This is a genomic window from Bacillus cereus ATCC 14579 (assembly GCF_000007825.1).
Lineage (GTDB): Bacteria > Bacillota > Bacilli > Bacillales > Bacillaceae_G > Bacillus_A > Bacillus_A cereus.
The window spans coordinates 4,693,440-4,718,724 of sequence record NC_004722.1 but is presented as its reverse complement, the minus strand read 5'-3'; the positions used below and the strand labels follow the sequence as shown (position 1 = coordinate 4,718,724).

Sequence of the window (25,285 nt, the reverse complement as noted above, 5' to 3'; positions counted from 1 at the left end):
AGAGATGTTGTATGCCATCAGTAGAAAGCTTTGAATTAGATCATACGATTGTAAAGGCACCTTATGTAAGACATTGCGGAGTTCACAATGTAGGTAGTGACGGTATTGTAAATAAATTTGATATTCGTTTCTGCCAACCGAATAAACAAGCAATGAAACCAGATGTTATTCATACGTTAGAGCATTTATTAGCATTTAATTTACGTAAATATATTGATCGTTATCCGCATTTTGATATTATCGATATTTCACCGATGGGCTGCCAAACAGGATATTATCTTGTAGTAAGCGGAACACCGACAGTACGAGAAATCATTGATTTATTAGAACTAACATTAAAAGATGCGGTTCAAATTACAGAAATTCCAGCTGCAAATGAAACACAATGTGGTCAAGCGAAGCTTCACGACTTAGAAGGAGCGCAACGCTTAATGAACTTCTGGTTAAGCCAAGATAAAGATGAACTTGAGAAAGTGTTTGGATAAAAAGGAAAACTGCCTGTGAAAGGGCAGTTTTTTTATTGTACTAAGAGCGAACATACTCTTCTTTTTTATGAAAATATATTAGATACTCCAACATATAAAACAAAGGCAGAACCGAGAAAATAAACAAATGCTTTTGCTTTTTCCCGTTTCTTCATTTCATCAATTCCAAAAAGGATAAACATAATACTTAAAAGGATAAACACGTAAGGTAAAAGAATAGTGAAGTTTGCAAAGAAGCTAAATAGGGCGAGAGAAAGAGCGATAGTGGCGATTATAATTTGAATGTTTTTTAACATGGAATCCCCCTTAAGTAGAAAGAAATAGTTACTGAGAGAAAATAATTATAAATGCTAAATTGATCGAAATTTTATTCTACATGTAGCGAAAGAGTTTGATATTAAAAAGAAGAATATGAGACTAGAAACGAAAAAATACGGGATACTCATTAATTCCTAGAAGAATAAAGGAACAACTGAGAATAAATTGTACGTATGGGAGAAGTGAAAAATTATCGGTAAAATGGACATAAGTGCTTAGAGTGAGTAAGAGAAGCATGAAAAATGCTAAAAAAATCCGTAATATAGTTAGAGTTAGCATCGTATAGCCCCCTTTAGACCATTTACTAGAATATTTCTGTGAAACCAATAAATAAAGCAGCGGCTCCTGCTAGTAGAGCGAGCACACTACCTCCTGTTTGCTGTTTTAATATTTCCTCTAAACTTATGGTGAGGGCCATACCTCCTAAAAAGATGAACATATAAGGGATTATTTCTCTATTACCAGTAAAAAATCCATAGATTGCTATAGATAAGGCAATAAGTGATAAAGTAATCCGTCCCCATTTTAGCATAAAAGACCTCCTCTATTTTATGTAGGTAATAATGAGAACAATCCAAATGAAAGCACCGGCAATAATACAAATAAGTCCAGTTGCTGATTCCCTTTTCTTTATTTGTTCAAATGCGATGAGAAACATTAAAGCCCCTAATAGAAATTGTGAAAGAGGTAAAGAATTATTTTGACCTGTATATAATCCAATTGCCGACATAACGATCACAGTGAGTGCTACTATGATGCGAAGTATACGAAGCATATTAGGAATTCTCCTTATTCTTTTTTGTATAAGGATTGTCTTCTAGTTTATCGACGGAATGTTTATAAGCATAGCCTTTATTAATTGTCATGACGGAGAGTACGAGGATGATTAGGACGATGATAATACCGATAATTAATATTTTGAACATAAAATCCCTCCTTTTCTTTATTTTACATAATTTTGTAATTGATGAAAACAATAGAAAATAAAAGGATGAAAGAAGGGTGTTACATGGAGACGAAAAAAACATATTATATATCAATAGGAAACGGTCAAATTTCACAAGTGAAGACGGCGGATACGTATAATTTTGAGATTTCGGCAAATGATGAGGAAATTACGGAATTAAGAGAGCACTTTGATCAAGCATATGTAGAAGATTTAGGGTCATTTGTACGCTCCCACGTTCCATTTGTTGAGTATCATCACGATTCAAATAATGACCGATATGATGAACAACTACAAAAAGCATATAAAATGATTTACGATTTAGGAAATCATGAGACGAAAGAATTAGTCGCACAAATGGGAATAATCAATGGATTGTAATTGGATAATATTATGCAGAAAAGCGAGAATATGCTACAATTTGTGGTAGGAAAAACTTGTAACCATCAATAGGGGAGTAATGGCATGTACAAATTTAAAGATTATTACCACAACACTGTACAATTATCGTTTGAACGTTATCCATTTTCTCCTGAGCCAAAGCATGTTTGGGTTGTATGCCGGTACGGGGATCAATGGTTATTAACGCATCATTTACGTCGCGGTCTTGAATTTCCAGGTGGTAAAGTAGAACTAGGGGAAACACCGGAAGAAGCGGCAGTTCGAGAGGTTCATGAAGAAACCGGCGGCATAGTTTCTGATTTAACTTACTTAGGACAATACAAAGTATCTGGAAAAGACAAAATAATCATTAAAAACATTTATTTTGCAACAATTAGTGCGGTAGAAGAACATACGCATTACGAAGAAACGAAAGGGTCTGTTTTATTAAAAGACATTCCTGACAACATTAAAACGAATAGAAAATTTAGCTTTATAATGCGCGATGACGTATTAGCGCGTACGATGAAACATATAGAAGAAATCGGCTGTTTTACAAAGTAAAGTAGCCGGTTTCTTTTTTTGTATGTAAGAATAAATGTAAACATATCTTTACATTATTTTAGGGATATTATACAATTTTGTAAAGATATATTTACATTTTAGGAGGGGGAAGATGGATAAAAGAAAAGAAACGACTGTTACTGTTTCGATGGTTAAATTAAACTTTTCTTTATTTTTTATAATAATTGCTTTGTCGGTTGGAATTGGTTATTTGCATATATTTCTTTCAGGTGGGGTTCAAGTCGAAGTTACATTATTAACGATGTTTCTTTTTATTATCGCAATGATTGTTCTCGTTTGTATTCATGAAGCGATACATTTAATTGGCTTTCGCTATATCGGAGGTGTTCCGTGGAGTGAACTAAAATGGGGCGTTAATTGGAAATTAGGTGTTGCATATGCTCATTCTAAACAGGCGGTTACAGTAAAGCAAATGAAGAAAGTGTTAATGCTTCCGTTTTTACCAACTGGAATTTTGCCAATTGTATTGGGATTAGCTATGAATCTGGAGCCACTCTCATTTTTAGGAATTCTACTAACAGCAGGGTGTATCGGCGACATTGCCGTATATCAAAAAGTTTCAAAGTTTCCAGATGATGCGCTAGTAAAAGATCATCCGAGTAAACCGCAGTTTACAGTATATGAATAATAAGAGGAGGCGTTTTTGAACAACTGCCTCCTCTTATTATTTTTTGTCGGTAAATCAATATATTGTGAAAATTGTTGATATAATTTAATTACTATTATTGTATTTTTATCTCCACCTCCACCTCTAAAAACGAAAGCACCTCCAACAAATCATCTACGATACGTGAATGCTTAAAATCACCCCAAAACGAATCTTTTTTCCAAACACCAAGAATCCCTACTTGTTCAGAACCAAGCACATCGTTTTCTGGATGATCTCCAATATAAAGACATTCTTCTGCCTTCACATCTAGTCTTTGCAAAGCACGTTCGAAAATTTCAGGGTGAGGTTTTTTAATTCCTTCAGCTTCTGAAACGAGAATGGTGTTTGTATACGTATGTATATGTAGTGCTCGAAGGTTGCTCATCTGAAATTCAGTAAAACCGTTTGTGATAATACCAATTTTAATGTTTCGCTTTTTTAACTGTTGAAGTAGTTCATGCGTGTTTTTGAAAGGAATACAATGATGTTGGAAGTTTGTAATATAGTCGTGTAGTAGTTGCTCTTGCGTTAAAGTAGTAATGTTGTATTCGGAAAGGAGAGTAGCATATACTTTATCCTTCCACGTATAGCCATTATTATCGAGTTCAAGAAATCGAGAACAATACTTTGATTTCTCTATACTCATCAAATGTGAGGAGAAGCGATTATATTGCTCACAAATAAATTGTTCTAAAGATTGGCGTCGATCTAATAGTGTTCCATCTAAGTCGAATAAGATTGCACGAATCATGAGAAGCCTCCTTGCAGTTTTTATAATTAATTATCGCATATTCGCAAAAAAATGATTATGATATTTTGTAGAATGGAATAATGGGGGATTGTATGAAGAAACTGTATGGCAAGTTAGTGTGTTGTATTATAGCAAGCGGTTTAGTTGCAGGATGCGATAGTGCTATCGAGGTTACAAAAGAAAAAGAAATTTGTAAAACAGAAGAAGAGTGCACGCAAATAGGAGATAAAACATTACAAAAAGTATATAAAAAGATAGAGGAACTTTCAGAACTTGAAAAAGTAGAGGATTATGACATAGAAGAGTATGAAAGTATGAATATGAAAGAGGCGGAACAGAAAAAAGAAGAGGATGACAATTACTTCTTTTTAGCTTCTTATTATATCGATGATGATGAAATTGTAGATCCTTATTTTGAGAGATTGGATCGTAAGAGATTGAATAAAGTTTTTGCAGATGACGAAGTAGCAAAAGATGATTTGTTAAGTCAGCGACAAGATAGAGAGTATCATGAAACCTTATGGGACATGTATCGCACTCTCGTCCCAGTGAAATATCGTGAGAATATAACAGGATTTGGTCTAATAACGGATGGTTATGATGGCGTTGTTGCCCATGTCATGCCAAGTATAGATGACCCGAGAGATTGGTTGCTTAGTTTAGACGTGCTCGATTCTGGGGTGAATATAGATGAAGTGATGAAAACATTAATTCATGAAACGGCTCACGTATTAACGATTGGACATAAACAAGTACCAGTGGATAGAAAGTATTTAGAGGCGTTTGATGAAGAGAAAGACATTTCATCGTATCGAAATAAATGTAAAACGGTGTTCGTGAAAAATGGATGTGCGAGAAAAACTTCGTATATTAACCAATTTTATAATGAATTTTGGAAACCAATTGAGCAAGAGTGGACAGAAAAGAAAGTAGAAGAAAGTGAAGAGGCACAAATTGAATTTTATAAAGAAAAGCATGATGATTTTGTATCGCTATATGGAACAACAAATGTAACGGAAGATATCGCAGATACATTTACAGCGTTCATTTTACAAGATTCAAAAAAAGTGAAAGAAGGAACAGAGTTAAAATATAAGAAAATTGCTTTCTTCTATCAGTTCCCTGAGCTTGTAAAAATGAGAGCGGAAGTGCTGTCAGGATTATATGATGTTTCGAAAACGATAGAACAACAAAGTGGAGACTAATGTGAGTTATGCTTTCGATATAGTTTCGTTAAAGAAAAGCGTGAAGAATTTTTAATTCTTTGCGTTTTTTCTTATGTTGATAAAATTGAAAATTCTGTATTTTTATCAAAAAGAAGAAGGAACTGGAGGCACAAAAGAGAATTAGTATAAAAATGTCACAATTTAGACACAATTATAATGCGCGTGTTGTAGGGACTATAAGTTTACTCTCGAGGAGGTAATGAAACGTATGAAAACGATTCTTGCTGTTGCTGGTCTCATTTGGGTAATGTCTCACGGTTTTCCGATTTTTGAAGGGGAGCAAATTCGTAGTGCTTTGAATGAAAAGTTTAATGATTATCATGTGATAGATCGAAAAGATAATGTCGTTACAGTACGTGTGAAAGACTGTTTCCATACAGTTACGGTTGCGGATGGAAACATTACAAATGAAACGAAAATGTGTGATAAAAGGTAAAAGAAAGAAGCTGACTATAGCGCACTGTTTTGAGTCAGCTTCTTTTTCTTTTTCCAATTAGAATTTTTTCAAATGCCTCAACAAATACATACATAAGAGTTGCAAGAACACATGTGAGTAGTACGCTAAGTAAGACGAGTGTGAAGTTAAAGACTTGGAATCCGTAGCTAATTAAGTAGCCAAGTCCTTGTTTGGAAACGAGAAGTTCTCCGAAAATAACACCAACCCAGGATAAACCAACATTTACTTTTAACGTTGAGATAATTGCTGGAAAGGATGCAGGGAGAACGACTTGCTTATAACATTGCCATTTATTTGCGCCAAATGTGTCCATCACTTTTATATAGTTAGAATCGACTTCTTGAAATGCACTGTAAATAACGAGAATGGTAATGATGATGGAAATGATTACTCCCATTGCGATAGAAGATGAAATGTTTGGACCGAAAATAACGATGATGATTGGACCGAGTGCAACTTTTGGCATTGCATTTAGGACGACGAGGTAAGGATCAAGTACGCGGGCTAGAAGTGGCATCCACCAAAGAAACGTGGCAATAATAGCACCGAGTACCGTTCCGAGAATGAAGCCTACTCCTGTTTCCAGCAATGTCGTCCATATGTGGACCCAAAGTGAACCGTCGATCCATTTCGTTAAGAAGAGATCCCAAATACTCGAAGGAGAGCTAAAGAGTAAAGGATCAATCCATTCTTTTTTGCTAGCTATTTCCCATAGTGCAAAGAAAAGAATAAGTAGTAAAAGCTGTAGTGAGCGAGCAATCCAAGCACGCCTGCGTTCTTTCTTTCGAAATTGTTCATGTAGTTGTTTTATATTATCCAAGTCGTTCCAGCTCCTTCCATATATCTTGAAAGAGGGCTGGGAAATCGTAGTGATGGCGTGCTTCTAACGGTGATAAAGAACGGATACTTTCCGGGACGATAAAGGTTTTCGCGATTTTTCCAGGATTCGCTTGAAGTAAATAAATACGATCACTCATCGCAATCGCCTCTTCAATATCGTGAGTAACAAGTAGTGATGTTTTCTTATATTTATTTAGTAAGTTGAAAACGAGTTCTTCTAGTTTTAATTTCGTTTGATAATCGAGTGCGGAGAATGGTTCATCTAGTAATAAAATTTTCGGATCAGTTGCTAACGTTCGAACGAGAGCAGCACGTTGACGCATACCGCCGGATAGTTCACGAGGATATTGTCTTTCTACCCCATGTAGACCGACTTGCTTTAAAAGATTTAAAGTATGTTCTTTCATTTGTTCATCATAAATCCTTCGAATATGAAGTCCAAGCATAATATTTTCTTCAATCGTTTTCCACGGGAATAAGTAATCTTGCTGCAACATATATCCCATAGATGATGTTTTCGTTGTAATTGGTTCACCATCTAAAAAGACAATACCATCAATTGGATCAAGTAACCCAGCAATGATTGAGAGGAGCGTTGTTTTACCGCAACCACTTGGGCCGAGTATAGAAATAAATTCGCCTTCTTCCACTTGTAAGCTCATATCTTCAAGAATAAGTTTGGCATTCTCTTTTGCAAAAAAGCAGTGAGAAACGTTACGTATTTGTAAAAAACTCATACACTTCGCCTCTATTTCTTAATAACGCTTTCGGCAATTTTTGTATTGACGAGCGCTTCATGTGGGACTTCTTTTTGTAATTCACCAGCGTCTTTCATAATCGTTTGGAGCTGTTTCCATTCTTCCGCATCTAGTAGTGGATTTGTCGCATAAGAATGTTGCTTTTTATACCGTTCAATTACTTTTACTGTAATGTCTTTTGAAGTGTCTTTAAATAGCGGGGAAACAGCATCAGCAATCTCTTCTGGACTATGTGTATCAACCCATTGCTGTGCTTTATAGAGCGCACGTGTGAACTTTTCAGCAGCAGCTTTATCTTTCTTTAAGAAACTTTCTTTTGCCATGAATGTTGTATAAGGAACAGTACCAGATTCATTTCCGAATGAAGCGACGATATAACCTTTACCTTCTTTTTCGAATATGCTTGCAGTCGGTTCAAAGAGCTGGACAAACTCTCCTGTACCAGATGCAAAGGCATTTGCAATATTAGCAAATTCGATATTTTGAATTAAGTTCGTATCTTTACGAGGATCAATGCCATTTTTCTTTAAAACGTATTCCCCAACCATTTGCGGCATGCCGCCTTTACGCTGTCCTAAAAATGTAACACCTTTTACGTCATTCCAATTAAAAGAGTCTAGTTTTTTACGTGAAACTAAAAATGTCCCATCTGTTTGTGTAAGCTGTGCAAAGTTAATGACAGGGTCTTTCGCTCCTTGTTGATGAACGTAAATAGACGTTTCAGAACCGACGAGAGCAATATCAATTCCGCCAGATAATAGGGCGGTCATCGTTTTATCGCCACCAGCTGTTGTTTGTAGGTCAATATTTAGTCCTTCATCTTTAAAAAATCCTTTTTCAATCCCAACATATAATGGGGCATAGAAGAGAGAATGGGTAACTTCGCCGACGCGAATGTTTTGAGTTTGTTCTTTCGTACCTTCTTTTTTACTACTACAAGCAGCAAAAGTAAAAACAGCTAGTAACATGATGCAAAAAATCGCGATTAATTTTTTCACTATATAACACCTCCTAGAAGTCACTCTACAAGCATGATATGTAGGTAATCGCCCATATGTGAGTGTAGATAGCAGGAATTTTTTTGGTGGTAAAGAAGTACAAATATAAGGGGTGATAAAATGGAGTACGAATACGATGATAGCGTACATTTACATCTTGATTATTTCGGGACAGAATGTGATATGGAATCGATTGCTTATAAGAGAAAGAATGAAGACGTATGGGATGTGTATTTTAATTTTGGAGTATACGGTATTCAGAAAGACGATGTAGAGTTAGGGAGATTTATGGACGAATATGCTGGTCATTACGTTTTTTCTGTACATGCTCGCGATCTTAGCTGGGAATTTGGAAGTGCCCAGTTTGAAGAGTGGGTTTTGAAAAATCGGATAGTAGAAAAAACGCTACAAAAATAGGAGGAATTTTGTGATTGGATTTCTCATCTTATTATTTATTTTTGTGGCCGGATTTTTTATCATGCAAATGCTTATTTACCGATTTGCAAAGAAAAACATCCATAAATATACAAAAATAAAATGGTTTCATATGTGGCTACATATGAATATGAAAAAAGGCCCGAGATTAGATTTTTTTGATTTTGTAGTTACAGTACTCGTATGTATCGTATGGAAAATATGGCTGCTTCCTTTTATATAATACACATGCTAATCATCTTCTCTTTCATCATAAAATAACGAAAAGAACCTGTCTTGTGGCGGGTTCTTTTCGTTATAGTAATAGTTGTTAAAAACGTACAACGCTTGTTTATTAATTCTTTCGTATTTTCATGTGGAATCTTTAATAGCATTAAGGATTTCTAAAAAATAGTTATTATATCATAAAGTGGAGTGCTAAAATTAAGCTTTTCAAGAATGAGTAATTTGTATGCCACAATTTAACTATTGATTAAGGAAGTATTAAGGAAATATATTTATAGTAGAAGCAAGTTTGCAGACGAAATATAGGATATATGTTATTTTAATACAAATAGTTTTTTCGATGCGAGGTGAAATTAATACATAGAAAAGAGGGAATGAATTGAAGTATGGTTCTACACTTTTTCATCTTCCAAAAAGAAATATATTAATTTCTAGCATTATAAGTAGTATGGTGACTTTATTAGTAATAACTATACTGTTTATGATTTTAAAGGTTTTCAATTTAGACATGATGAAAGATCATTTAAATCAAAAGCTTGTTTTAAGTGTTATGATGATTTTCGTATGGGGCATAACGTTTTATATTACGCATTTCAATAAAAAAGAGATGTCTATACTTAGAGCATCCCTACGAGAGCATTTTATATTATTTTTGCTAGCTCATACAGTAGCGTTATTTTATATTGTCATGCAAGTTAATATGAGTTTCATAGAGGCAATGAATTGGATTTACTTTTATAATATGCAGTTTATATTAAGTTTTGTAGTAATTTATGCAATATATATTCTTGTATATAATTTAATAGGTAAGGTTTTTCTAAGTATGGTTTTAACGAGCTGTACGTTAGTCATTTTATGTATTGTGAATTATTTGAAGCTTATTTTCAGAGGTGATCCGTTATATCCTTCTGATTTTACACAAATTACGCATATGCAATCTGTTATACCGATGGTGATGGACTATTTTAGTTGGAGTTATATTTTTGTCATTATCTTAAGTATCGTAGCTTGTATTGTAGCAGGGATATATATGAGAAGGTATATTCAAAATGTAAAGATTCATCTAGGAATAAGAGCCTTATTAGTAGTAGGGTCTATTTTTGTTCTATATGCGTATGGTAATTTTGCGAATACATTTATGAATAAAGTATTTCAAAAATCAGGTGTAGATTTTGTTTTGTGGAATCAAAATGAGAACTATGCTTCAAATGGTTTTGTACTTGGGTTTATTAGCAATTTAGATACAACAGTTATGGAAAAACCAAAAAATTATTCTAAAGAAAATATGCTTCAAATAGCAAACGATATAAAAAAACAATATAGTGGAAATATAGGGAGCCAAAAGAAAAAAGAGAAACCGAATATTATTTTTGTAATGAGTGAATCGTTTTGGGATCCGACGAAAGTAACTAACCTTTCTTTTAGTGAAGATCCTGTACCAAATTTACATCATTATATAGAAAACTTTCCTGGTGGACAAACTATTTCTCCTACATTTGGGGGAAATACGGCGAACGTTGAATTTGAGGCATTAACAAGTTATTCAATGAGTTTGTTAAAGCCAGGTTCTATACCATATCAGCAGGTTATTACAAATAAGAAAGAAATTCCATCAATCCCTACGGCGTTGAAAAAAGAAGGTTATTATACAAGTGCAATTCATTCATTTGGTCGCACATTCTTTAAACGTGACGATGTATATAAGGTGTTAGGATTTGATAAGTTTAATGCAGAGGACACGATGGAAAATGTGGATATTGATGGAGATTATATTAGTGATTTAGCGATGAGTAAAGAGATAATTGCTGAGTTAGAGGAACAAAAACAACCTACATTTATTCATGCAGTTACGATGCAAAATCATTTTCCATTTACAGAGGGCCGATTTGGTGAAAACCTAATCGAAATTAGCGGTCTAGAAAATGAAGAATCAAAGGGAGAATTAGAGACGTATACAGAAGGATTAAGACGTTCAGATGAGGCTCTTCAATATTTAATAGAGCAACTAGATAATTTTGATAGACCTACATTATTAGTATTCTTTGGAGATCATCTTCCATCATTAGGAACAAATAAATCTTTTTATAAAGAAAATGAGTATATAACGAATGAAAAAACATCGAATGAACGTTTAGCGATGGCGCAAACGCCGCTATTAATGTATGCAAACTTTGATATGCCAAATGATAATTTAGGTTTAGTAAGCCCAATTCATTTTTCTAATCTTATTTTTGATTATGCAGGATTAAATAAATCCTTATTTTATCAATTTTTATCGGAACTTTACAAGGAAATACCAGTACTTAGAGATGAATTAAAAGTTGATAAAAATGGAGAAGTAATCAATGATTTAACAAAGAAACAAAAAGAAATGTTAGAGCAATATAAAATGCTCCAATATGATTTACTCGTCGGAAATCAATATAGTAAAGATATCCTCTTTAAATAAAAGAAACAAAAAGAACTTGTATAACGATACAAGTTCTTTTTTCATAGTATTTAACGGGGTAACCAGACAAGCTGGGTTTAGGGAGTATTACCTGTACATTTAGTATATATGAAAATGTAATCGTTTTATTTGTGTATTTGTGAGAAATATGTGAATTTTATGTTTTGTGAAAAATCGATTATATTAACTTTCGTTCTTGTATTGCAGTTGTTATGCATGTAAAAATTTTATCAGTTCTTTATTTAATTCATCCGCTTGATCGATTGGTGAACCATGACCACTATTTGTAAGAGCATGTAACTGAGAATTTTTAATTCGTTGTTGCGTAAGCTCAGCACTTTTGTAAGGAATTAGTTGGTCGTGAACGCCGTGGAAGATTTTTGTTGGGACGTTAATTTTATTTAAATCTTTCGTTACATCTTCATTTGCAGCTGCTTGTAAAATTTTTATAAGGGCATAAGAAGCGGACTGCATACCGAGATAAGAAAACCATTCAAGGGTTGCAGCCCCTAAGTTTCTATTAAAAAAGGATAAAGATACATCATTTAAAAATTTTGGTAAATTAGCATACATTTGATTAATGAGAGCATCTGCTTGTTCTTTCGGTACACCGTAAGGGGACTCTTGATTTTTAACGAAAGAGGGGGAGACAGCGTCAATTAATGCGAGCTTAGAAATGCGGCGCCCATTATAGCGAGACATATAGCGAATAGAAAGAGCACCACCAACTGAGAAACCGACTAATGTAGCGTTCTCTACTTGAAGTGCTTCCAGAACAATTGCGATATCATCGGCTAATCGATCATACGTGTAACCAGTCCATGGCTTATCAGATTGCCCATTCCCTCGTATATCCATGGCGATACAGCGAAAGCCATGCTCAGGTAAAACATTGAGTTGATATTGGTACATTTGATGATTTAAAGGCCATCCGTGAACGAAGAAAACAGTCTTACTACCTGGACCAGGGTTAACGTCTTGCACAAAAATATGCACATCTTTCTCGACAGTAACAAACATAAATGTCCCCCTATTTTATGAATATACTCGATCCCAAAAGCGTTGTTTTGTCATAGCTTTAATAAATTCATTTGCTAGTCGCGTAGAGTCTTGTTCTATTAAAACACCAGGCTTTCCTTCGATATTTAAAGATTGAATAATAGAAGAGCCGTTTTGGAAGGAGCCAATCGGCTTAAAGTGATTATATGATTCTACGACAAATGAACTTGCGTTGTTAAGAAAATGATCATCCATCTTTCCGCCGATAAGAAGTAATCCATCATAAAAGAGTGGTGAGCCTGTTAAGAAAGTATCATTTACTTCCCACTGTCCATTTGACGTTCCCTGCACTATGTCTAATCGTTCTGAAACGATCACTGGCAGTTAAAGAGTTTTCATCGTTTGAAATTTTAATACCTGTATTTGTTGTCATCTCCTTTCCTTCATTTTCACGCATGAAAGATTGGAGTTGTTCGGTCTTTTTATTTTTTTTGCCATCCATAAAAAACACCTCCGATAATATACGTATTATTGTTTATGTTTTTTATGCTTGTATATAGCATGAAGATATTGCATAGTTGGCATGATTTTCCTCAAATGTTCGATTTATCTTTGTTTGTCTATGAAAATCATTTATTATAATAAATGGTATTCTTCGAGATATTATTTTGAAGGGGTGTTGAAGTGAAAGAAAGTTTTCTATCATATAAAGAAGAAGAAAGAAATGCAAAAATCCTTTTATGGGTGTTATATGTCATTGTTATTGTATATCAAATTTTCTATGCAATCGTATTAGAAGATAAATCAATAATGGATAAGGGATACAACATAATATGGCAAGTTATTTGCGGAGTAGCAATACTGTGCGTGAATATATATTTAATGAAAAAAGAGAAGGCAAACCTTGTTAAATATGCATGGATATTTGCATACATAGGGATAGAACTCGCTAATATATTTTCGTATGTTTTTTATAATAAGGCGGCGTTTGATGCGACAAATATAATAGAAATTATTCTCATTTTCTTTGTACCTATATTTTTAAATAAAAAATTCTATGTGTTTTTACTTTCCTCTATTGTAGGAAAATATTTAATTTATTTATTTGTATTAGAGGAAGTAAAAGCATTTATGTTCCTTATTATGTATACACTTATGTTAATAGCTGCGTATATCATTTTAAACCGATTTTTACAATATCTTTCAGCTGTAAAGGAAAGTATTGCGATTGCTAGTGAATCACAGAAATTAGCAGTAATCGGAAAAATGGCAGCGACGGTTGGACATGAAATTAAAAATCCACTTGCTTCATTAAAAGGATTTACGCAATTACAACGAGAGAAGCATGAAGAGGATCCTATTTATAAACGTATGATTTTTGAAATAGAAAATATGAATAATATGATAAGTGAGTTAATGGAAGTTGCTACATGCAAACCTTCTATTTATAAGAAACATGATGTAGGAAAAATTGTATTACAAGTAATAACAAGTCTTCGTGAAAAAATAGATGAATTAAACATTCAGTTTATTTCTAATGTGGAAGAAAAAACAATAGAAGTTGAATGTGATGAACGAAAAATAAGAGGAGTCTTTTTATATACGATAAAAAATGCTTTAGAGGCAATGGGACAAGGTGGTATATTACATTTACAATTAGAAAATAAAGGGAAAGAATATGTAATGATCAGTGTGATCGATAATGGTCATGGTATTAAGCAAGAAAACTTACCCCGTGTTACAGAGGCCTTTTATACAACGAAACAAGATAAAATTGGTCTGGGACTGACGGTAGCGAATCGAATTGTCGCCGAGCACCTTGGTGAGTTGCATATTTCAAGTGAAAAAGATACTGGAACGAGAATAGACATCATTCTCCCAAGGAAGTGTGGAAATACTGAAATCCAAGTGGAAGAAAAGCTAGGAGTTACCATATGAATAAAGGCTATATATTTAAAAATGAAGAAATAAAGGCGCTGAAAGCATTTTTAAGTTTATTTTTTATTATATTTTTCGTATATGATCTTGCCTATGAATTTATCGTACCGTTAATCGGTGGAGAGCAAGAAGGTGTAGGAGAGTTTGAAGATGGTTTAGGTTTATGGCTTTACTTTTTGATGGTGGTATTGTTTTGCATTGGAATATACTTTATGAAATGGAAGAATGCTTTTGCGGTAAAGTATATTATTCTAATTGGCTATAATGTATTAGATTGTATCCATAACATTATGATTTATTATGGTAGCGATGCAGAATTTGACGGTGGAAATATAGTAGAAGGATTTTTTATTTTGTTTGCACCAATCTTTGTGAATAAAAGATATTTCTGGTTAGTTCCAGCGATACTTATCGGAAAGTATGCTCTTACAGGAATCATTATTCAATCTTCTCTCGTTTTAATCCCAATGGCATTATATAGCGTATTTACTATCATATGTTGGATTATATTTTTAAGGGTTCAGTCTTACGTTCGTACGCTTGAGATGATGGACAAAGAAATAAAACAGACAGAAAAACTAGCAGCTGTTGGAAAGATGGCAACGGTTATTGGTTATAAGATTAGAAGACCTTTAGCAAACTTAAAAAAACTTGTGAATAAACAAGCAGACAAGCATCCAGAGGATAAAATTTATAGTGATATTATGAAACAAGAAGTAGATCGGATTCATATAATTGCTACAGAACTTAGTGGATTTGAGAAATCTAAATCACTAGAATCAGAAACTCATAACATACAAGAAATTATTTCTTATGTTATTCGAGTTATGGAAAAGCCAGCTTTAAAACAAGGAGTTTACATACAAGGTATTTACAGTAAAGACTTACCATCAATTACATGTGATGAAAAACGATTAAAACAGGTCTTTTTTAATTTAATCAAAAATGCAATTGAAGCAATGTCAGTTGGCGGAACAATTACGATTAAAGTTACTGTAAAAGATGGAATCATCGTTCAAGTGAAAGATGAGGGATGCGGCATTCCGAAAGATAAAATTCCAAAGTTAAATGAAGCCTTTTATACAACGAAAGAAACAGGAACTGGTCTAGGTTTAGTAGTTACAGAAAAAATTATTAAAGACCACAACGGTAAAATAAGTTTTGAAAGTGAAGTTGGGGTTGGAACGACGGTTGAAGTTATGTTACCACTGCATTAACTACAAAAAACATCACTTATTTGGAAGTGATGTTCTTGTGTTCTTCTTAGGTAGACGTTCTAAAAAAGAGGACGATAACGAAAAATAATATATTGATAGTGTAAAAAGAAAATAATGGATGTTTTACTATGAAAAATATATAATGGCTTTGTCTGTTATTTGTTGTAGTTCATTTATATTTCTATTTGTTGACCCGAATTTCGGGTCTTTTTTTATGAAATGAATTGCTATATATCGGTAATTAGAAAAATAGAATATACAGCACTTGCAGTAATTCCAGGGGTAATATAAAGGGATATAGCATCTCCTCTTGCAACTGGGTTTCCAGTTGTAATACTAGTCCAAGTTACAGTAGCGGGACCTACTGCCGGGGTAGGATTAAATACTTGAATTTGTCCTGCTCCGCTATCCGTTGGTTTAATGGAAAATACCATAGTTCCGGTAATTTTGTCAGTAGTAGTTAAGGTAATAGTAGATAGGATGTAGCTAGAAGAAGGGGTTGTGAGGTTTGTTGGGACATTTCTGCAAATATTAATCGTATAAATAGCAGCAGGTAAATTATTTATATTTATAGACGCAGAAAAGCCGACAATACTACCGGCTCCAGCAGTGACATATGGAATAACATTGGAGTCAATTCCAGGAGAACCCGCTATACGTTGAAAACCAGCATTTGTTCCTTGAAAAACAATACTTTTTGCTGAAGCACTATCGGCAGATCCCGTAAGTCCAGTAATGCCCGTAGGTCCAGTGTTCCCCGTAGGCCCAGTGATGCCGGTAGGCCCGGTACTACCGGTAGGTCCACTTTCTACTAATACGATATAATCTGGAGATATATTAGGAAACCCTTGAGGTGCATCTTTTTTTACAACATAGCCACTGCCCGTATAAGTGACAACTTGTCCTTTTTTATAGTTGGGAGCCGCTGCTAGACTAAAGGTGGTAGTACTTTGGAAACCAGCTCCGGAAGGTCCAGCATTACCCGTAGGTCCGGTGTTCCCCGTGGGTCCAGCATTACCCGTAGGTCCGGTGTTCCCCGTGGGTCCAGTGTTCCCCGTGGGTCCGGTGTTCCCCGTAGGTCCGGTGTTCCCCGTAGGTCCGGTGTTCCCCGTGGGTCCGGTGTTCCCCGTGGGTCCAGTGTTCCCCGTGGGTCCGGTGTTCCCCGTGGGTCCAGTGTTCCCCGTGGGTCCAGTGTTCCCCGTAGGTCCGGTGTTCCCCGTGGGTCCAGTATTTCCGTTAGAGCCGCTGTTGCGTCTACCATCGCAACTAAAAAAATTACGTGGGTACATATATGTTCTCCTTTCTATATTTTCAAAATCTAGTTTTTAAAATAGAACTAATATATATATATTATGAATTCTATAATTTTGTGTGGCAGATCGTCTTTTGTGTCTAGATTTCAAAAGATAGCGGGAGGAGAATTAAGTAGTGTTAGAGCCACCATTTTTCCTGAGGAAGTAAAATAACATCCACATCAAAATTCTCTTTAAACCAATCATACATCAATGTCTCTTTCACTAAATATTCAGAGGCAGAGTGTGACACACCAATTAGAGACATATTCGTTTCTTTTACATAATCCATAATGAGCGAGTATTTATGTCTGCCGTAATCATTATCGATATGGCAATGGATTTCTCCTGTAATATATGCTTCAGCACCTTTTTCTTCTGCTTCCTTCATTAAAGATACGACATCGCCACATCCAGCGATAATTGCGATTTTTTTGATGGAATCATGTCGTTTACCTTCGAAGTCTGTGTAAGGAATCTGGAAGAGTTGTTTTAGATGTTTTTGGAGTGCTTCTGTTGATGTTTCATCTATTTCACAAATAAGGCCAACTGGTTCTTGTTCTGGACCTCCATATGCAAAGTCGTCCACTACAGTAGCGTTTAATGCTTTTGCAATTGAAATACTCGTTCCATGTGTTTGATGAAAATCCATTGGTACGTGACATGTATATATAGAAAGTTGTTTTTCTTTTATTCCTTGCAAATATTTTTCAGGAATTGGTAAGAAACCGCGGCCTGATCTTCCAAGCGGATCACCGCACTCCATTACAAGGGGATGATGCATAAAGAGTAAATCACCGGGTGTGGATTGTGAAATGAATGTTTCAAGAACGTCATCTGTAGGGAATACAGCTAAAAATACTTTGTTTACATTTTCAGATCCGTGCATCATAAGGCCGTTAAATAAATCTACAAAATTTGCTTCGAAAAATTGTTGCCAAGGAAATTTGATAGGATCATATACGGCTGGGATAAATCGACTAAAGGCACTATCTTTTCCGTATTTTTCAATTTGGAATAAGTGATCGAGTGATTGCTCTATTTTTTTTAAGGCTGGCATGTTTGATAATCCTCCTTAAGATGATTCTTGCTTTATGAGTTGTTTGTATTCTTCGTAGCAAAATAAGAAGCGGATAGGAAACAAATAAAACCTAGAATCCAGCTAATAGAAGGAGAATAGGGAAGTACATGCTGTAATAGCATTCCGCTAGAAATGAAGAAACTACTAAATACACCTAATAACATGGGATATCGTTGTAGTTTGAACACAGATAGTAAACATCCTTTCTCCTGCATGAACTACTCATAAAAGCTCGATTGCTGAAACTTTATCACATACATTGTATATTAGTCTTAATTTTCTGTATATAACTTTTAAGAAAAATGGTGATACAATATATTAATGATAAGAGAAGAGAGGATGAAGATTAACATATGTACGTTACTGTAACAGAAGCAGCATATAAAAAGATTATGGATACGATTCCAAGTGAAGCGAAATATATAAAGTTATTTTATGATAATGAAGGTTGCGGTTGTGTTATGAGCGGAATCATCGATTTAGTAGCTGTAGCAGAGAAAGATGAGCGCGATGTGGATATTGAATCAAGCACAATGAATTTTATCGCTGATCGTACAAAGCTTGTATTTATGGACGATAAGTTAACGGTTGATTGGCATGAAGGTGGAGGAACTTTTCAGTTGAAGAGCCCAAGCCAGTTTTATAATCCAAATATGAAATTACACGTTCGAGTATAGTAAAGGTGAGTCCAAAATGTATTTTGGATTCACTTTTTTTATTTTATAAGTCGCTATTATTCTCGATAAGTCGATATATTGAAAAAATCGCTGATATAAATGGAGTTGCGCCGATATAATTTCATTTACCAAAACGTTTCATATAATAAAAAGATTTTTTCACATGATGAAATGTACATGTGATTGAATTTTCTGTATAATCTTCTTTGCGGAGGGGATACGCATGAGAAGATGGGGAATTGAGTTATTAATTTTAAGTGTTGTTATTATTTGGGGGATTAACTATACAATTGCGAAGTATGGACTTTTAGAATTTACAGCAATTGAGTTTACTGCACTTCGTATGATGGCGGCGGCACCGCTTCTGTTACTCCTTACCTTTTGTATTGAAAAGTCGGTTTATATGGAGCGAACGGATATACCTAGATTAATTATCGTTAGCGTTGTAGGTATTGTACTGTATCAAACGTTATTTATGGAAACTGTCAAATATACATCCGCTACAAATGCCTCTTTACTCATTTCTATTTCACCTATTTTTACAACTGCATTTGCGATTTTCTTGAAACAAGAAAAGTTTTCTTCTCGAAAGTTAATCGGTTCTATGACTGCCTTTGTTGGTGCAGCCTTAGTTTTAGTAGCAGGACATTCACTTACTAGTTCTTTTTATGGCAATGGAATTGGACTTATTACATCAATATGCTGGGGGCTTTATCCTGTTTTAGCAGGACCATTAATTAAAAAATATTCAGCATTACGTGTTACTGCATGGTCTGCATTAGTGGGTGCGATTCCGCTATTATTGTTAAGTGGTCCACATGTGTTTGTCATGCCATTTCACATTACTCACGGAATGACACTATTTGCTTTACTATATTCTATTTTCTTTGTAACAGTATTCGGTTTAGTAATGTGGTATGTTGGTGTTCAAAAAATTGGGGCGTCACATACGATGGTATATATGTATATAACGCCGCTTGTAGCTGTTTTATTTGCAGCTGTCTGGGCAAATGAATATGTATCGTTTCAACAGATCATCGGTGGAATTATCATTTTTGTCGGTCTATGGTTTGTGAAATCGGAGAAAGTAAAAGTTCATTCTATTGCAGGGGAACCTATATCAAAATAGGAAAACAGATCACCTATGATCTGCTTTCCTATTTTTTTATTTTTGGTAAGAAGATGAGAAACAAGATAGCAGTAATAAGTGGAATTAAGTTTAAAAATGGAATACGGAAGAGTGTAATAAGAATAATACCTGGAAGAAGAACACCGAGGACAGCGTAAAAAATGCTATGATTTTTCGTGTACCAATACAATGAAAGTCCAATAAGTGCAGGGATAATGAGGTGAATGAGAGCCATTAAAAAATAAATCATTAGACGCCCCCTTTATTTGTGTGCTTATTACATCATATCCGTATGTTCATAGATTGATATCATTTTTTTCATAAATGGACGAAAAAAGTTTGAAAAACCGTCACAAAATATGAGAATATGATGTTTGAAATCTTGTATAATATTATTTTCTAAAAACATTTAAACAACATAAACAGTATGTTTATGTTGTTTTTAATTTGAATGAAATGAATGTAAGGAATATGAATTTGAAAGAAATTTTTTGTTGGATAGATAAGAACGAATGAAGAGAGGTACAGCATGATTAGTATGTCACTAAGATCATTTAAAATCCAATCGTATTATATACTAGGTATTTTGTTACTAGGTTGGATGTTAACACCGTTTTCAGCACACTTTTTAGGCGCTGGAATTGGGCTTATTGTAAGTATGTATTGCGTTTGGCTTTTAGGCAGAAGAATTGAGAAGCTTGGAGATAGTATTGTAAAGAAGACGAAAGCACCGACACTTGGTATGTTTAACCGTTTTGCAGCTGCCATTTTGGGTGCTATTATTATGTACGAAATTGAGCACCACATGGTTATGTGGGCGTTTGCAGTAGGGATTATGGGTGGGTATTTCTTAATCGTTGTGAATTTAGGTTACTATAGCATGAAAGATGAGAAAGAACTAACAAAGAGCTAAAAAGATAAAAGACTTCTTTTTAGATGGAATAGATGATCCAGTCACGAATAGAAGCGGTCAGGGCCTTTTTTAGCCCCATACGATGTGAAACCCGAGAGATGTAGTGAGTAGGGATATAATGTATATATTCGAAGCTGTAATTTTATAATCTAGGTCACAGATGAAGAGATTAGCGTTTCACTTTATATAAGATATAGAAAGAAGCTTACGTTTTCACGTAAGCTTCTTTTTTATGTAAGTGTGTGTAACCGTTAAGCCGCATTGGGTTTTGTCGGTGAGTACGCGAAACTTTACGGTTACACGACACTTATTCATATGAGTAAAGGGTTATTCCAACAGAAAGTTTTAATTTAAGCGATTGGACCGCCTAAGTTAATAATGTCTTCAGATACGCTGTCGAACTTTTTGAAGTTAGCTTTGAATTCATTTGCAAGTTCGATTGCTTTTGCTTTGTAAGCAGCTTTATCAGCCCAAGTTTGTTCAGGCATTAACACTTCGTCAGGTACACCTGGTACGTGAAGTGGAACTTCAAGACCGAAGATGTCATGTTTAGCTGTTTCAGTTTTCGCAAGTTCACCGTTTAATGCTGCTTGAATCATTGCACGAGTGTAACCTAAGTTCATACGTTTACCAACGCCGTATTCGCCACCAGTCCAGCCAGTGTTTACTAAGAATACTTTCGCATCGTGTTTCTCGATTTTTTCACCAAGCATTTCAGCATAGCGAGATGCATCAAGTGGTAAGAATGGTGAACCGAAGCAAGTTGAGAATGTTGCTTGCGGAGAAGTAACGCCGCGCTCTGTTCCTGCTAGTTTACTAGTGTAACCACTTAAGAAATGATACATAGCTTGCTCTTTTGATAACTTACTGATTGGAGGCAATACGCCAGATGCATCAGCAGTTAAGAAAATAATTGTATTTGGGTGTCCAGCAACACTTGGCAGTACGATATTGTCGATCGCATGCATAGGGTATGCAGCACGAGTATTTTCTGTTAAAGTAGTATCGTTGTAGTCGGCGATACGTGTTTGGTCATTAATGATAACGTTTTCTAAAACAGATCCAAATGTGATTGCATCGAAAATTTGTGGTTCTTTCTCGTGAGAAAGGTTTACACATTTCGCGTAGCAACCGCCTTCAATATTGAATACACCGTTATCAGACCAACCGTGCTCATCATCACCGATTAATTTACGGTTTGGATCAGCAGATAATGTTGTTTTACCTGTTCCAGATAAACCGAAGAATAGTGCTACGTCGCCTTCTTCACCTACGTTTGCAGAGCAATGCATAGAAAGAATATCTTGTTCAGGTAGTAAGAAGTTCATAATAGAGAAGATTGATTTTTTCATTTCTCCAGCGTATTCTGTACCACCAATTAGTACAATACGTTTTTCGAATGAAACCATAATGAATGCTTCAGAGTTTGTACCGTCAACAGCTGGATCAGCTTTGAAGTTCGGTGCAGAAACAATTGTGAACTCTGACTCATGAGTTGTTAATTCTTCTTCAGTTGGACGAATGAATAATTGATGTACAAATAAATTGTGCCATGCATATTCATTAATAACTTGAATTGGTAGGCGGTAATTGCGGTCAGCGCCTGCAAATCCTTTGAAGACGAATAACTCTTCTTTTTCTTTTAAGTATTCTAAAACTTTAGTATATAATTTATTAAAATGTTCTTCAGAAATCGGTTGGTTTACAGCTCCCCAAGCAATTTTGTCAGCAACCGATGCTTCTTTCACAATAAATTTATCTTTAGGAGAACGTCCTGTATATTTTCCAGTTGAAGCAGAAACGGCACCAGTCGAAGTTAATTTCCCTTCATTTCGCATTAATACTTTTTCCACTAATTGCGGAACACTTAGTTGAATCTGTGCATTGCTTCCGTTCAATAATTCGTGTAAACCAATTTGGACATTCACAGTACTCATATTTATATACCATCCTTTTCATTTAATGAAATATTTCTCGTAATCCCCAACAAGAGTATAACACAATTATATAAATAATGTATACTATTTATTTCTTTTTGTTTGTGTGAATGCATTATTTCCCTATTAATATTTCATTTCAGGCGTATTGAGAAAAACTTTCAGGAAAATGTGAATATTAATTGACAAATGAATATCATTTCTTTAGTATAGGTTGGGACGGATACTCTCTTATCCCGAGCTGGCGGAGGGACAGGCCCGATGAAGCCCAGCAACCTCACTTGTAGTGGTAAATACAGGTGAATAGGTGCTAAAACCTGTGCGAGGCTACAGGTCTCGAACGATAAGAGCGAAGGGCAAAAAGCAGTATGCAAGTAGCAAATTAAACCTTTCCTCTATGTAAAGTAGGAAAGGTTTTTCTGTATGCTTGTGTGGGAGAATAAATGTATGTCGCAGTTTGTGGCAAATTAAGGATGAGTTCCGTACAATATATACAATTACTGTAGGGAGGTTTACCACATGACAAAAAAACGTCATCTGTTCACATCTGAGTCTGTAACTGAAGGACATCCAGATAAAATTTGTGACCAAATTTCTGATTCAATTTTAGATGCGATCTTATCAAAAGACGCAAATGCACGTGTAGCTTGTGAAACAACTGTAACAACTGGTTTAGTATTGGTAGCGGGGGAAATTACGACTTCTACTTACGTAGATATTCCAAAAATCGTTCGTGAAACAATTCAAGGCATTGGTTACACACGCGCAAAATACGGATTCGATGCAGAAACTTGTGCAGTTTTAACATCTATCGATGAGCAATCTGCTGACATCGCTATGGGTGTTGACCAAGCGCTAGAAGCACGCGAAGGTCAAATGACTGACGCTGAGATTGAGGCAATTGGTGCAGGAGACCAAGGTTTAATGTTTGGTTTCGCATGTAATGAAACACAAGAGTTAATGCCACTTCCAATCTCGCTTGCTCACAAATTAGCTCGCCGTTTAACTGAAGTACGTAAAGATGATACATTATCATACTTACGTCCGGATGGAAAAACGCAAGTTACAGTTGAGTATGATGAAAATGGTAAACCAGTACGTGTTGATACTATCGTAATTTCTACACAACATCACCCAGATGTTACATGGGAAGAAATCGATCGCGACTTAAAAGAGCACGTAATTAAAGCTGTAGTACCAGCAGAATTAATGGATGGAGAAACGAAATTCTTCATTAACCCAACTGGCCGCTTCGTAATTGGTGGACCACAAGGTGATGCTGGTTTAACAGGACGTAAAATCATCGTTGATACTTACGGTGGATACGCTCGCCACGGTGGCGGTGCATTCTCTGGTAAAGATGCAACGAAAGTTGACCGTTCTGCAGCATATGCAGCTCGTTATGTTGCGAAAAACATCGTAGCAGCTGGTCTTGCTGAAAAAGCAGAAGTACAACTTGCATACGCAATCGGTGTAGCACAACCAGTATCAATTTCAGTTGATACATTCGGCACTGGTAAAGTATCTGAAGACGTACTAGTAGAGCTAGTTCGTAACAACTTCGATCTTCGCCCAGCTGGTATTATTAAAATGCTAGACTTACGTCGCCCAATTTACAAACAAACAGCAGCTTACGGCCACTTTGGACGTACTGATGTAGATCTATCATGGGAACGTACAGACAAAGCAGCAGCTTTAAAAGAGCAAGCTGGTCTATAATATATGAAAAAAAGCTTTGCGCGGTGAGCGCAAAGCTTTTTTTATTTATAATTACGTTGGAATAAAGCGAAGAGTTCAATGTCATGCCAATTGCCATTGCGGAATATAGCTTCTTTACAAGTTCCTTCATGTTGAAAACCGAGTGATTTATATAATTTAATTGCTCTATCGTTAAAAGAAAATACTCGTAAAGAAAGGCGATGTAAATTTAATTCTAAAAATGCATAATCCAATAATAAGGTGAAAGCTTCCTTCCCATAACCTTGCCCCCAGTAATCCTTGTTACCAATATCAATAATACATTCAGCGTTTCGGTTATACGAATCAATATGAATTAAAGAAGTAATACCAATTGAAAGATGCGTAGATTTTTCTTCAATGATATAGCTCTTAGAGTCCGAAGAATGAATAAATTGCTGGCAAAGTTTTTCTGTGTCTTGAAGGGAATATTTATCAAGAGTGAGAGTAGTTGAACTCATAACGTCTATATCATTATGCCATTTATAATATGTTAGAATATCATCTTCGGAAAACTTTCGTAACTGGATACGGTTTGATTCAAACAATGTAAGTCCTCCTTTTGTATTTCCTTTTCACATGATTTACAAAGGATTGATTTCTTCTGGAACATATGTAATCAACCTTTCATTTGACGTGCTTTACCTGCGCAAAAGGCACTACTTAGTAAAAATAGTGTCGCGAATATAATGCTTACTAATGTAGCGTATGGAATTGCGCCTTTTAAGGAAAAGCCGACAGTGATTGAAGCGATGAATAAGAGGATGAATGTTGTTGTTAATTTTTTATAAAGTTCCATACTATGTAGACCTCCAATTTATTTTTTAGTACAAGTTTTAAAATTGAATTCTATTATGTAGAA

Annotated in this window: 31 protein-coding genes, 1 pseudogene and 1 riboswitch; of the genes and pseudogenes, 15 read left to right on the top strand and 17 right to left on the bottom strand. The window is 35.1% G+C overall.

The window, feature by feature from the left end; all coding sequences use genetic code 11:
• Nucleotides 1-11 precede the first annotated feature (11 nt).
• Entirely contained in the window at nt 12-485 is a 474-nt protein-coding gene (gene luxS / locus BC_RS23900; RefSeq protein ID WP_001141371.1) for an S-ribosylhomocysteine lyase LuxS, read from the top strand.
• A gap of 65 nt (nt 486-550) precedes the next feature.
• Here the strand turns inward: luxS and BC_RS23895 are convergent, their stop codons facing one another.
• From BC_RS23895 to ytzI, 4 genes are all read right to left on the bottom strand, one after another.
• Nucleotides 551-781 carry a YczI family protein gene (locus BC_RS23895; RefSeq protein ID WP_000916668.1) on the bottom strand — a complete coding sequence of 77 codons (231 nt, stop codon included), beginning with the start codon at nt 779-781 and terminating at the stop codon, nt 551-553.
• Between the two features lie 326 nt (nt 782-1,107).
• A complete protein-coding gene (locus BC_RS23890; protein WP_000922253.1) occupies nt 1,108-1,335 on the bottom strand; it encodes a DUF3953 domain-containing protein in 228 nt (75 codons plus the stop codon).
• A 12-nt stretch (nt 1,336-1,347) separates the two neighbouring features.
• Nucleotides 1,348-1,578 (bottom strand): DUF3953 domain-containing protein, encoded by a 231-nt coding sequence (locus BC_RS23885; protein WP_000944458.1) that lies wholly within the window; start codon nt 1,576-1,578, stop codon nt 1,348-1,350.
• A 1-nt stretch (nt 1,579) separates the two neighbouring features.
• Nucleotides 1,580-1,729: a YtzI protein gene (gene ytzI / locus BC_RS23880; protein ID WP_000472794.1), complete on the bottom strand. Its 150-nt coding sequence runs from the start codon at nt 1,727-1,729 to the stop codon at nt 1,580-1,582.
• An 83-nt stretch (nt 1,730-1,812) separates the two neighbouring features.
• Between ytzI and BC_RS23875 the strand changes: the two genes are divergently transcribed.
• The 3 genes from BC_RS23875 (at nt 1,813) to BC_RS23865 (ending at nt 3,343) form a co-directional block, all read left to right on the top strand.
• Entirely contained in the window at nt 1,813-2,130 is a 318-nt protein-coding gene (locus tag BC_RS23875; protein ID WP_000448409.1) for a hypothetical protein, read from the top strand.
• An 84-nt stretch (nt 2,131-2,214) separates the two neighbouring features.
• Nucleotides 2,215-2,694, top strand: a complete 480-nt coding sequence (mutTA, locus tag BC_RS23870) for an antimutator 8-oxo-(dGTP/GTP)ase (protein WP_000276385.1) — start codon at nt 2,215-2,217, stop codon at nt 2,692-2,694.
• 112 nt (nt 2,695-2,806) lie between these two features.
• A complete protein-coding gene (locus tag BC_RS23865; RefSeq protein WP_000361294.1) occupies nt 2,807-3,343 on the top strand; it encodes a DUF3267 domain-containing protein in 537 nt (178 codons plus the stop codon).
• A 94-nt stretch (nt 3,344-3,437) separates the two neighbouring features.
• Here BC_RS23865 and BC_RS23860 read toward each other — a convergent pair whose 3' ends face one another.
• On the bottom strand, nt 3,438-4,115 hold the full coding sequence (locus tag BC_RS23860) for an HAD family hydrolase (protein WP_000617263.1): 678 nt from the start codon (nt 4,113-4,115) through the stop codon (nt 3,438-3,440).
• A 92-nt stretch (nt 4,116-4,207) separates the two neighbouring features.
• Between BC_RS23860 and BC_RS23855 the strand changes: the two genes are divergently transcribed.
• Both BC_RS23855 and BC_RS23850 read left to right on the top strand, forming a co-directional pair.
• Complete coding sequence (locus BC_RS23855) at nt 4,208-5,320, top strand: hypothetical protein (protein WP_000737818.1); 1,113 nt, start codon at nt 4,208-4,210, stop codon at nt 5,318-5,320.
• 229 nt (nt 5,321-5,549) lie between these two features.
• Nucleotides 5,550-5,777 (top strand): hypothetical protein, encoded by a 228-nt coding sequence (locus BC_RS23850; protein WP_000849112.1) that lies wholly within the window; start codon nt 5,550-5,552, stop codon nt 5,775-5,777.
• A 34-nt stretch (nt 5,778-5,811) separates the two neighbouring features.
• On the opposite strand, the gene BC_RS23845 is transcribed toward BC_RS23850, so the two are convergent.
• The 3 genes from BC_RS23845 to BC_RS23835 are packed head-to-tail and all read right to left on the bottom strand — an operon-like array spanning nt 5,812 to nt 8,394.
• Nucleotides 5,812-6,618 carry an ABC transporter permease gene (locus BC_RS23845; protein WP_000368771.1) on the bottom strand — a complete coding sequence of 269 codons (807 nt, stop codon included), beginning with the start codon at nt 6,616-6,618 and terminating at the stop codon, nt 5,812-5,814.
• Nucleotides 6,611-7,375, bottom strand: coding sequence for an ABC transporter ATP-binding protein (locus BC_RS23840; RefSeq protein ID WP_000009036.1), 765 nt, complete (start codon nt 7,373-7,375; stop codon nt 6,611-6,613). Before BC_RS23840 ends, BC_RS23845 begins: the two co-directional genes overlap by 8 nt.
• An 11-nt stretch (nt 7,376-7,386) precedes the next feature.
• The gene (locus tag BC_RS23835) at nt 7,387-8,394 is read right to left on the bottom strand and encodes an ABC transporter substrate-binding protein (protein WP_000733143.1); all 1,008 of its coding nucleotides are present in this window, start codon (nt 8,392-8,394) and stop codon (nt 7,387-7,389) included.
• A 120-nt stretch (nt 8,395-8,514) separates the two neighbouring features.
• Between BC_RS23835 and BC_RS23830 the strand changes: the two genes are divergently transcribed.
• The 3 genes from BC_RS23830 to BC_RS23820 all read left to right on the top strand — a co-directional run bounded on the left by BC_RS23830 (nt 8,515) and on the right by BC_RS23820 (nt 11,503).
• A complete protein-coding gene (locus tag BC_RS23830; protein ID WP_000455579.1) occupies nt 8,515-8,811 on the top strand; it encodes a DUF3986 family protein in 297 nt (98 codons plus the stop codon).
• 10 nt (nt 8,812-8,821) lie between these two features.
• Nucleotides 8,822-9,052, top strand: coding sequence for a hypothetical protein (locus BC_RS23825; protein WP_000578982.1), 231 nt, complete (start codon nt 8,822-8,824; stop codon nt 9,050-9,052).
• A gap of 381 nt (nt 9,053-9,433) precedes the next feature.
• Entirely contained in the window at nt 9,434-11,503 is a 2,070-nt protein-coding gene (locus BC_RS23820) for an LTA synthase family protein (RefSeq protein WP_000873616.1), read from the top strand.
• A 210-nt stretch (nt 11,504-11,713) separates the two neighbouring features.
• On the opposite strand, the gene BC_RS23815 is transcribed toward BC_RS23820, so the two are convergent.
• The 3 genes and pseudogenes from BC_RS23815 to BC_RS23805 form a co-directional block, all read right to left on the bottom strand.
• Nucleotides 11,714-12,523: an alpha/beta fold hydrolase gene (locus tag BC_RS23815; RefSeq protein ID WP_000498278.1), complete on the bottom strand. Its 810-nt coding sequence runs from the start codon at nt 12,521-12,523 to the stop codon at nt 11,714-11,716.
• 15 nt (nt 12,524-12,538) lie between these two features.
• Nucleotides 12,539-12,883: pseudogene (locus tag BC_RS23810) on the bottom strand (catalase); the annotation flags it as partial.
• Nucleotides 12,816-13,004, bottom strand: coding sequence for a hypothetical protein (locus BC_RS23805; RefSeq protein WP_000348760.1), 189 nt, complete (start codon nt 13,002-13,004; stop codon nt 12,816-12,818). The pseudogene BC_RS23810 and the gene BC_RS23805, both read right to left, overlap by 68 nt.
• 182 nt (nt 13,005-13,186) lie before the next feature.
• Between BC_RS23805 and BC_RS23800 the strand changes: the two genes are divergently transcribed.
• Both BC_RS23800 and BC_RS23795 read left to right on the top strand, forming a co-directional pair.
• Nucleotides 13,187-14,440, top strand: a complete 1,254-nt coding sequence (locus BC_RS23800) for an ATP-binding protein (protein ID WP_000664890.1) — start codon at nt 13,187-13,189, stop codon at nt 14,438-14,440.
• The gene (locus BC_RS23795; protein ID WP_001032628.1) at nt 14,437-15,657 is read left to right on the top strand and encodes an ATP-binding protein; all 1,221 of its coding nucleotides are present in this window, start codon (nt 14,437-14,439) and stop codon (nt 15,655-15,657) included. The genes BC_RS23800 and BC_RS23795 overlap by 4 nt, the downstream gene beginning before the upstream one ends.
• A gap of 227 nt (nt 15,658-15,884) precedes the next feature.
• On the opposite strand, the gene BC_RS23790 is transcribed toward BC_RS23795, so the two are convergent.
• Both BC_RS23790 and BC_RS23785 read right to left on the bottom strand, forming a co-directional pair.
• Nucleotides 15,885-16,946: a collagen-like protein gene (locus BC_RS23790; RefSeq protein ID WP_000283544.1), complete on the bottom strand. Its 1,062-nt coding sequence runs from the start codon at nt 16,944-16,946 to the stop codon at nt 15,885-15,887.
• A gap of 142 nt (nt 16,947-17,088) precedes the next feature.
• Nucleotides 17,089-18,009 (bottom strand): Nif3-like dinuclear metal center hexameric protein, encoded by a 921-nt coding sequence (locus tag BC_RS23785; RefSeq protein WP_001111125.1) that lies wholly within the window; start codon nt 18,007-18,009, stop codon nt 17,089-17,091.
• A gap of 374 nt (nt 18,010-18,383) precedes the next feature.
• Between BC_RS23785 and BC_RS23780 the strand changes: the two genes are divergently transcribed.
• The gene (locus tag BC_RS23780) at nt 18,384-18,707 is read left to right on the top strand and encodes an iron-sulfur cluster biosynthesis family protein (protein ID WP_000289570.1); all 324 of its coding nucleotides are present in this window, start codon (nt 18,384-18,386) and stop codon (nt 18,705-18,707) included.
• A 223-nt stretch (nt 18,708-18,930) separates the two neighbouring features.
• Nucleotides 18,931-19,836, top strand: coding sequence for a DMT family transporter (locus BC_RS23775; protein ID WP_001255411.1), 906 nt, complete (start codon nt 18,931-18,933; stop codon nt 19,834-19,836).
• A gap of 28 nt (nt 19,837-19,864) precedes the next feature.
• Here the strand turns inward: BC_RS23775 and BC_RS23770 are convergent, their stop codons facing one another.
• A complete protein-coding gene (locus BC_RS23770; protein ID WP_000639042.1) occupies nt 19,865-20,086 on the bottom strand; it encodes a hypothetical protein in 222 nt (73 codons plus the stop codon).
• 279 nt (nt 20,087-20,365) lie between these two features.
• Between BC_RS23770 and BC_RS23765 the strand changes: the two genes are divergently transcribed.
• Nucleotides 20,366-20,749, top strand: coding sequence for an ATP synthase subunit I (locus tag BC_RS23765; protein ID WP_000624926.1), 384 nt, complete (start codon nt 20,366-20,368; stop codon nt 20,747-20,749).
• Nucleotides 20,750-21,099: 350 nt separating this feature from the next.
• Here BC_RS23765 and pckA read toward each other — a convergent pair whose 3' ends face one another.
• Nucleotides 21,100-22,686, bottom strand: a complete 1,587-nt coding sequence (pckA, locus tag BC_RS23760) for a phosphoenolpyruvate carboxykinase (ATP) (protein WP_000108802.1) — start codon at nt 22,684-22,686, stop codon at nt 21,100-21,102.
• A 228-nt stretch (nt 22,687-22,914) separates the two neighbouring features.
• Nucleotides 22,915-23,036, top strand: a riboswitch (SAM riboswitch).
• A gap of 169 nt (nt 23,037-23,205) precedes the next feature.
• On the opposite strand from pckA, the gene metK reads away from it, so the two are divergent.
• Nucleotides 23,206-24,405: a methionine adenosyltransferase gene (gene metK / locus BC_RS23755; RefSeq protein ID WP_000163123.1), complete on the top strand. Its 1,200-nt coding sequence runs from the start codon at nt 23,206-23,208 to the stop codon at nt 24,403-24,405.
• A gap of 41 nt (nt 24,406-24,446) precedes the next feature.
• Here metK and BC_RS23750 read toward each other — a convergent pair whose 3' ends face one another.
• Nucleotides 24,447-24,971, bottom strand: a complete 525-nt coding sequence (locus BC_RS23750; protein ID WP_000464126.1) for a GNAT family N-acetyltransferase — start codon at nt 24,969-24,971, stop codon at nt 24,447-24,449.
• Between the two features lie 71 nt (nt 24,972-25,042).
• Nucleotides 25,043-25,222, bottom strand: a complete 180-nt coding sequence (locus tag BC_RS23745; RefSeq protein WP_000424797.1) for a hypothetical protein — start codon at nt 25,220-25,222, stop codon at nt 25,043-25,045.
• Nucleotides 25,223-25,285 lie beyond the last annotated feature (63 nt).

What these genes read in the sequence shown, in the direction of transcription:
- luxS (WP_001141371.1), top strand. Translation starts at nt 12, where the DNA reads ATGCCATCAGTAGAAAGCTTTGAATTAGATCATACGATTGTAAAGGCA.
- BC_RS23895 (WP_000916668.1), bottom strand. Translation starts at nt 781, where the DNA reads ATGTTAAAAAACATTCAAATTATAATCGCCACTATCGCTCTTTCTCTC.
- BC_RS23890 (WP_000922253.1), bottom strand. Translation starts at nt 1,335, where the DNA reads ATGCTAAAATGGGGACGGATTACTTTATCACTTATTGCCTTATCTATA.
- BC_RS23885 (WP_000944458.1), bottom strand. Translation starts at nt 1,578, where the DNA reads ATGCTTCGTATACTTCGCATCATAGTAGCACTCACTGTGATCGTTATG.
- ytzI (WP_000472794.1), bottom strand. Translation starts at nt 1,729, where the DNA reads ATGTTCAAAATATTAATTATCGGTATTATCATCGTCCTAATCATCCTC.
- BC_RS23875 (WP_000448409.1), top strand. Translation starts at nt 1,813, where the DNA reads ATGGAGACGAAAAAAACATATTATATATCAATAGGAAACGGTCAAATT.
- mutTA (WP_000276385.1), top strand. Translation starts at nt 2,215, where the DNA reads ATGTACAAATTTAAAGATTATTACCACAACACTGTACAATTATCGTTT.
- BC_RS23865 (WP_000361294.1), top strand. Translation starts at nt 2,807, where the DNA reads ATGGATAAAAGAAAAGAAACGACTGTTACTGTTTCGATGGTTAAATTA.
- BC_RS23860 (WP_000617263.1), bottom strand. Translation starts at nt 4,115, where the DNA reads ATGATTCGTGCAATCTTATTCGACTTAGATGGAACACTATTAGATCGA.
- BC_RS23855 (WP_000737818.1), top strand. Translation starts at nt 4,208, where the DNA reads ATGAAGAAACTGTATGGCAAGTTAGTGTGTTGTATTATAGCAAGCGGT.
- BC_RS23850 (WP_000849112.1), top strand. Translation starts at nt 5,550, where the DNA reads ATGAAAACGATTCTTGCTGTTGCTGGTCTCATTTGGGTAATGTCTCAC.
- BC_RS23840 (WP_000009036.1), bottom strand. Translation starts at nt 7,375, where the DNA reads ATGAGTTTTTTACAAATACGTAACGTTTCTCACTGCTTTTTTGCAAAA.
- BC_RS23830 (WP_000455579.1), top strand. Translation starts at nt 8,515, where the DNA reads ATGGAGTACGAATACGATGATAGCGTACATTTACATCTTGATTATTTC.
- BC_RS23815 (WP_000498278.1), bottom strand. Translation starts at nt 12,523, where the DNA reads ATGTTTGTTACTGTCGAGAAAGATGTGCATATTTTTGTGCAAGACGTT.
- BC_RS23805 (WP_000348760.1), bottom strand. Translation starts at nt 13,004, where the DNA reads ATGGATGGCAAAAAAAATAAAAAGACCGAACAACTCCAATCTTTCATG.
- BC_RS23795 (WP_001032628.1), top strand. Translation starts at nt 14,437, where the DNA reads ATGAATAAAGGCTATATATTTAAAAATGAAGAAATAAAGGCGCTGAAA.
- BC_RS23790 (WP_000283544.1), bottom strand. Translation starts at nt 16,946, where the DNA reads ATGTACCCACGTAATTTTTTTAGTTGCGATGGTAGACGCAACAGCGGC.
- BC_RS23785 (WP_001111125.1), bottom strand. Translation starts at nt 18,009, where the DNA reads ATGCCAGCCTTAAAAAAAATAGAGCAATCACTCGATCACTTATTCCAA.
- BC_RS23780 (WP_000289570.1), top strand. Translation starts at nt 18,384, where the DNA reads ATGTACGTTACTGTAACAGAAGCAGCATATAAAAAGATTATGGATACG.
- BC_RS23775 (WP_001255411.1), top strand. Translation starts at nt 18,931, where the DNA reads ATGAGAAGATGGGGAATTGAGTTATTAATTTTAAGTGTTGTTATTATT.
- BC_RS23770 (WP_000639042.1), bottom strand. Translation starts at nt 20,086, where the DNA reads ATGATTTATTTTTTAATGGCTCTCATTCACCTCATTATCCCTGCACTT.
- BC_RS23765 (WP_000624926.1), top strand. Translation starts at nt 20,366, where the DNA reads ATGATTAGTATGTCACTAAGATCATTTAAAATCCAATCGTATTATATA.
- pckA (WP_000108802.1), bottom strand. Translation starts at nt 22,686, where the DNA reads ATGAGTACTGTGAATGTCCAAATTGGTTTACACGAATTATTGAACGGA.
- metK (WP_000163123.1), top strand. Translation starts at nt 23,206, where the DNA reads ATGACAAAAAAACGTCATCTGTTCACATCTGAGTCTGTAACTGAAGGA.
- BC_RS23745 (WP_000424797.1), bottom strand. Translation starts at nt 25,222, where the DNA reads ATGGAACTTTATAAAAAATTAACAACAACATTCATCCTCTTATTCATC.